This window comes from Thalassospira sp. UBA1131 (assembly GCF_002311515.1).
In the GTDB taxonomy this organism is placed as follows: Bacteria; Pseudomonadota; Alphaproteobacteria; order Rhodospirillales; family Thalassospiraceae; genus Thalassospira.
The window spans coordinates 9274-14651 of sequence record NZ_DCAO01000130.1 but is presented as its reverse complement, the minus strand read 5'-3'; the positions used below and the strand labels follow the sequence as shown (position 1 = coordinate 14651).

Annotated in this window: 7 protein-coding genes; 5 read left to right on the top strand and 2 right to left on the bottom strand. The window is 52.2% G+C overall.

What is annotated here, in order from left to right; all coding sequences use genetic code 11:
- The 3 genes from B3Z49_RS21215 to B3Z49_RS21205 form a co-directional block, all read left to right on the top strand.
- A partial coding sequence (locus tag B3Z49_RS21215; RefSeq protein ID WP_296994653.1) for a bifunctional metallophosphatase/5'-nucleotidase occupies positions 1–706 on the top strand: 706 nt, incomplete at its 5' end.
- 158 nt (positions 707–864) lie between these two features.
- Positions 865–1812: a carbohydrate kinase family protein gene (locus tag B3Z49_RS21210; RefSeq protein ID WP_296994649.1), complete on the top strand. Its 948-nt coding sequence runs from the start codon at positions 865–867 to the stop codon at positions 1810–1812.
- A gap of 97 nt (positions 1813–1909) precedes the next feature.
- Positions 1910–2152 carry an Lrp/AsnC ligand binding domain-containing protein gene (locus tag B3Z49_RS21205; RefSeq protein ID WP_008890752.1) on the top strand — a complete coding sequence of 81 codons (243 nt, stop codon included), beginning with the start codon at positions 1910–1912 and terminating at the stop codon, positions 2150–2152.
- Positions 2153–2241: 89 nt separating this feature from the next.
- Here the strand turns inward: B3Z49_RS21205 and B3Z49_RS21200 are convergent, their stop codons facing one another.
- Entirely contained in the window at positions 2242–2712 is a 471-nt protein-coding gene (locus tag B3Z49_RS21200; protein WP_296994646.1) for a hypothetical protein, read from the bottom strand.
- A gap of 349 nt (positions 2713–3061) precedes the next feature.
- On the opposite strand from B3Z49_RS21200, the gene B3Z49_RS21195 reads away from it, so the two are divergent.
- Both B3Z49_RS21195 and B3Z49_RS21190 read left to right on the top strand, forming a co-directional pair.
- The gene (locus B3Z49_RS21195) at positions 3062–3841 is read left to right on the top strand and encodes a GNAT family N-acetyltransferase (protein ID WP_008890754.1); all 780 of its coding nucleotides are present in this window, start codon (positions 3062–3064) and stop codon (positions 3839–3841) included.
- A 65-nt stretch (positions 3842–3906) separates the two neighbouring features.
- Positions 3907–4719 (top strand): lysophospholipid acyltransferase family protein, encoded by an 813-nt coding sequence (locus B3Z49_RS21190; RefSeq protein ID WP_296994642.1) that lies wholly within the window; start codon positions 3907–3909, stop codon positions 4717–4719.
- Between the two features lie 5 nt (positions 4720–4724).
- Here B3Z49_RS21190 and B3Z49_RS21185 read toward each other — a convergent pair.
- A partial coding sequence (locus B3Z49_RS21185) for a cupin-like domain-containing protein (RefSeq protein ID WP_296994640.1) occupies positions 4725–5378 on the bottom strand: 654 nt, incomplete at its 5' end.

Genomic DNA, 5378 nt, shown 5'->3' with positions numbered 1-5378 from the left:
CGCATGGTCGGGTGATCCGATTGCCCTTGATGCCAGCATCAAACCGGCCGAGGACGTTCTTGCCGTTATCTCTGGAGCCAGCGTTCAGGTTGATGCCGTTCGCACCCTTGAAGTTGGCAGCTTCACGGCACCTGCAGACGGGGCGCGCGAAATCTGCCGCAAGATGGAATGCTCCATGGGTTCGTTGGTTGCCGATGCCATGCTCTGGAAGGCTGGTGATGACTATCAGATCGCTATTCAGAACGGCGGCGGTGTGCGCGCAAGCATCGATGAAGGCACGGTTACCATGGGTGAAGTCCTGACGGTTCTGCCGTTCCAGAATGCGCTGGCAACCTTCAAGCTGTCCGGCGCGGATATCGTTGCATCGCTAGAACATGGTGTATCGCTTGTCGAGGAAGGCAAAGGCCAGTTTCCGCAGGTTGCGGGCCTGAAATTTGACCTTGATCTTTCGCAACCTGCCGGATCGCGTGTTTCAAACGTCATGGTTGCCGATGGCAACGGCTTCGTACCGATCGAGACCGGCAAAATGTATGGCGTTGTTTCCAACGACTTCATACGCAATGGCGGTGATGGTTACGCCCTGTTCCGGGATAATGCCACCGATGTCTATGACTTCGGACCGAACCTTGAACAGGCTGTTGCCGACTATATCGGGTTTAACTCGCCACTGACCCCGACGACCAAGGGACGCATCAACCTGAAATAAGCAGGTTTGCTGTGTTATCGAGTGACCGAAAGGCAGTCCGTAACGGACTGCCTTTTTTGTTTTCCTTGCCTTCATGCGCGCTTGAGGCTTATCAACATCGCTTACAGCACATGACCGTCACCTGCGTGACGTCCCACGACAAAGAGCACCCGTTCTCTATGACGCCTAATGCCAACATTCTTTGCTTTGGTGCCGCCCATTTCGACCGCACCTTGCAATGTACCGAGACTTTTGTTCCCGCTGCCTCGAACCCGGTTCGGACATTGCATCGCAAACCTGGCGGTGTCAGCCGCAACATTGCGGTGCATCTTCGGCTTCTGGGCAATAATGTCGCGATGCTGGGTGCTGTCGGGGATGACGGGGATGGCGATCAGGTGATCGAGGCGCTGTCCGAACTTGGAATCGATACCCGCCATCTGATGAAGATCACTGGCATGGCAACGGCCGGTTACACGGCCCTTCTTGATGAAACCGGCGAACTCGCGCTTGGTATGATGAATGCCGAGGTCTATGACCTGCTGACCATTGATCGCCTTGAACCGCATCTGGCAAACCTTCAGGCGCGGCCATGGTGGTTGGTTGATGCAAACTTGCCGACCGAAAGCATCAAGTGGCTTGCCGAAAACAAACAGACGACAAAATTCTGTGCAGCCACTGTTTCCCCCAGCAAGGCAGTACGGTTCAAGCCGGTGCTTGATAAACTCGACCTGCTGATTGCCAACCGCGCAGAAACACGCATCCTGACCGGCATCGAGATCAACGATCTTGCGCAGGCAAAGGTTGCGGTCGAGCTTCTGCGCGGCAAGGGTATCCCGGATGTCGTGATCACGCTTGGTGCCCAAGGGGTTGTCTCCTCGTCGGCATCGGGGACCGCGTTCTGGCATCCGTTGCCCACCAAGGTCAAGGACGTCAATGGTGCGGGTGATGCCTTCTATTCCGGTTTTTTGTCGGCTTACTCGAAACCGCATACGAGCTTTGACGATGCAATGGCATCGGGCCTCGCGATGGCAAGCCTGACGGCAGAAACCGAAGGCACCACTGTTTGGGATCTGACGCTGGACGCGGTCACGGAACGCGCGGCAAAGGCCGAAAGCAAGGTCCTTTGACCCAAAGGGGCCAAACCAAGATCCTGCTTGATGATTGCATGGATCATGCAACGCAGGTAGCTTGTCCTGAATTCAACTTCAAACCGGAGCCGATCCGATGCATCCATTTTTCATCTTTGTGAAATGTGAACTTGGCAAAGCCTATGACGTCGCAGCAGCGCTTGTTGAAGAGGTCGAAGGCGTTTCCGAAGTCTATTCCATCTCCGGCCCGTTTGAATTGTTGGTCAAGGTATATATTGATGACGGACAGGATATTGGGCGCTATGTGAATGAATATATCCACAAACTGCCTCATATCAAGGATACCCAGACCATCATTACCTTTAACGCCTTCACCTGATGGCCAAACGGCCGACAAACAAGCTTGCAGAACAAAAAGCGGCGCCAATCGGGCGCCGCTTTCTTTCTGTCGAATGCAGGCAACACAACTTAGTTCCTGGCAACATCCCGGATCACATCAAGAATGATCTCGGTCCCCTTTTCGATCAGTACAACATCGTCGCCAACGATCTGACGCAGCGCACCGTCCGTGCGCGCAGGAAGTCGTGAAATCAGGTTATCGGGCAAATCGCGTTTGGCAATACCGGGCGGCAAGGTGCCGCCACGCTCAAGCTTCATGGCAATACCGGGCGGCAAGCCTTTGTTGCCTTTGCCCTTGTTACCCTTGTCCTTATTGTCGCTATCTTGGTCAGTCTGCCCGGTCGCAATATCAAGTACATCACGAATAATGCGCCGTTCTTCATCACTAAAAATGCCACCACCTTGGGCAAGTTCGACGACGGTGTGGTGATGTTCCTGATTGGCCGGATGTGACTGTACAGGTGCTGTCAGGACAAAACTGGCACCGACAAGAACAAAGCCGGTCGTAATTGCTTTGAGCCAGCTGGTTGTGAACGGCATGGCGACCTCTGTCATCGTGAAAACATCCAAACTCATGTGGGGACTTTGCCCAAAATTGCGACAAGCCTAGTAAGGATAACGTTTCACCAGCCACTTTTATGCCAAACAGTAGAGAATATTTTTCTGGATTGGTCACTGGGCAGATCGCGGCCAAAAAAGACGCATTTGACCTTGTCATCAATACGCATTGGGCTTTTCAATCCGCGACGGTGTTCACCCGAAAACACTGGTCGATTTAACGCTATCATATTGTTTTCATAGACAGTTCATTATGTGATACAAATCACTCTGTCATCGCGGAAAGCGACGGCAACCAAGTTTCATTAGAACAACAGAATTAATTTCCAATATGGCATCCGGTAGATTTTCTGTTCATCTCGCCAAGACCAAACAAGACCTGAAAGCGGCGCAAGAACTTCGCTTTGAGGTCTTCTTTGGCGAATTTCACGCCAAAGCCATGACCGAGCAACACTCGGCCGGCCTTGATAGCGATAAATTCGATGCGTTCTGCGAACACCTGCTGGTCGTGGATAATGAAAATGACAAGAAAGTCATCGCCACCACCAGATTGCTGCTTTCGCAACAAAAGCCCGCAGATCTCTCATACATCGCACAGGAAGAGTTCTCCATTCCCCTGCTTGGCGCTGTAAAAGACAACTGCATGGAAGTCGGCCGATCCTGTGTTCACAAGGATTATCGCGATGGCAAGGCCATTCAGCTTCTGTGGCGCGGCATCACCAAACTGATTTTCAATCATGACATTCGCTATCTGTTCGGCTGCGCAAGCTTCCATGCGACCGATATCGACAAGATCGCCTATGAACTGTCATACCTGCATCACTACCGATTGGATGATGAACCGCATATTGCACGCGCACTCGATTATCAGTCGATGGAACGCATAGCAAAAGACGACATTGATCCGGACGAGGCTCTTGCGAAATTGCCACCCTTGATCAAAGCCTACTTGTCGCTGGGAGGTGTTGTTGGCGATGGCGTCGCACTTGATCCCGATTTCAAGACGCTTGATGTATTGATCACAGTCGATGTCGCCAAGGTCCCAGACCAATACTACAGATTCTATAAAAAGCAGGCTGATCGCCTTGATCTCACACCTCTAAACGCGTGAGTGCGATTACTGTTAAAAGAAACATCCATGACGTCAAACAAGAGTTTTCAAGCGCTTTGGACCAGATGGCAACACCTCACATCACTGCACCGATCACACCAGCACAGCACGTGAAGGCAGGGCTAAAATTCACGACGCTGATGGTCTGGCTGTTTGCGATGCTGATCCCTTTCTTGATCCTTGAAGGTCTCAAGCTCCGGGCCAGTTCCCAGATTGTCCGCATCTGGCATCTTGGTGCCCGCAAGATCACCGGCATTAAGGTCGAAGTCACCGGATCGCCAAGCGAAACACTTCCTTTGCTGCTGTTGGGGAACCATACGTCTTACCTCGACATTCCGGTGATCAACGCGCTGTTCACCGTTAATTTCATCGCCAAGTCCGAAGTTCGCAGTTGGCCGGGGATCGGGTTCCTTGCGCGTTGTTGCCAAACCATTTTTGTTGAACGTCGGGCCATCAAATCCCACGAACAGATCAAGATCCTGCGCGACAAGATCCTGCCCGACCGCAGGCTGGTTCTGTTTGCCGAAGGGACAAGTACGGATGGAAGTGTCGTCCTGCCGTTCAAATCGTCGCTGATGGAATTTGTGTTTGATGAAAAGATTGCTGAAGTTTGCCACGTTCAGCCGATAACCGTTTTATGCCTGAAAGACAGCGCGAGTGGATCTTCGCCAGAACCGGAAACGGTTCTTTACCCATGGTTTGACGACACCACCCTTGCCTTCCATTTCTGGCGGTTCATGGCAACGTCGGGCTGTACCGTCAAAGTCCATTTCAGTCCAAGCCGTCCGGTATCCGAATTTGACAACCGCAAGGAACTGACGCGATGGGCCCATGCTGGGGTTCAAAACGGCTACGACATCATCCTGAAAAAGGCATAATCAGCTTACGCCTTGCGCGCCCGGGCGTGTGCCCAGTCTTCCTTCATCTGATACCACTTCTTCTCGCCAATCATCTTGCCGAGATACTGGTCAATGACCTTAAGCTTGATGATGCTGGCAAGACCCGCCGCACGCGCAGGCCAGGTTTCAGGTAAGGCGCGCAATGTCAGGCTGATGCCAGCCGTGCTGTATTCGATGAAATGCCACCAGCGGCTGGGGATAAAGATGGTATCCCCGGGCTCCAGAATGCATTCATAGCCGTGAATATCCTTAAGCTTGGGATAGCGTTCCAGATCCGGGTTCCGAAAATCGATATTGCACGAAACAGTCAGCGGATGCTGATACAGGTGCCGTCCGTTTTCGCTTCCATACAGGATCACACGTTTGGTGCCGGTCATTTGCGTCAGGAAAACATGGCTGTGATCCAGATCGTAATGAATATCGACATACGCATCCTGACCACCAACAAACAGGAATGGATGATTTTTCAGGAACGTGACGCCAAGCTCAGGATATGAAAAATCCTCGCGCAGTTGCGGCATATGTTTGAATACATTGAACAAAAACATGCGAAGCGGTGTCGGCCCCGCCTGAATAAGGTCAAGATATTCGCCAAACGGCATGCTTTGGGTTGAATCGAGATAGTCGTTATCCGAGTT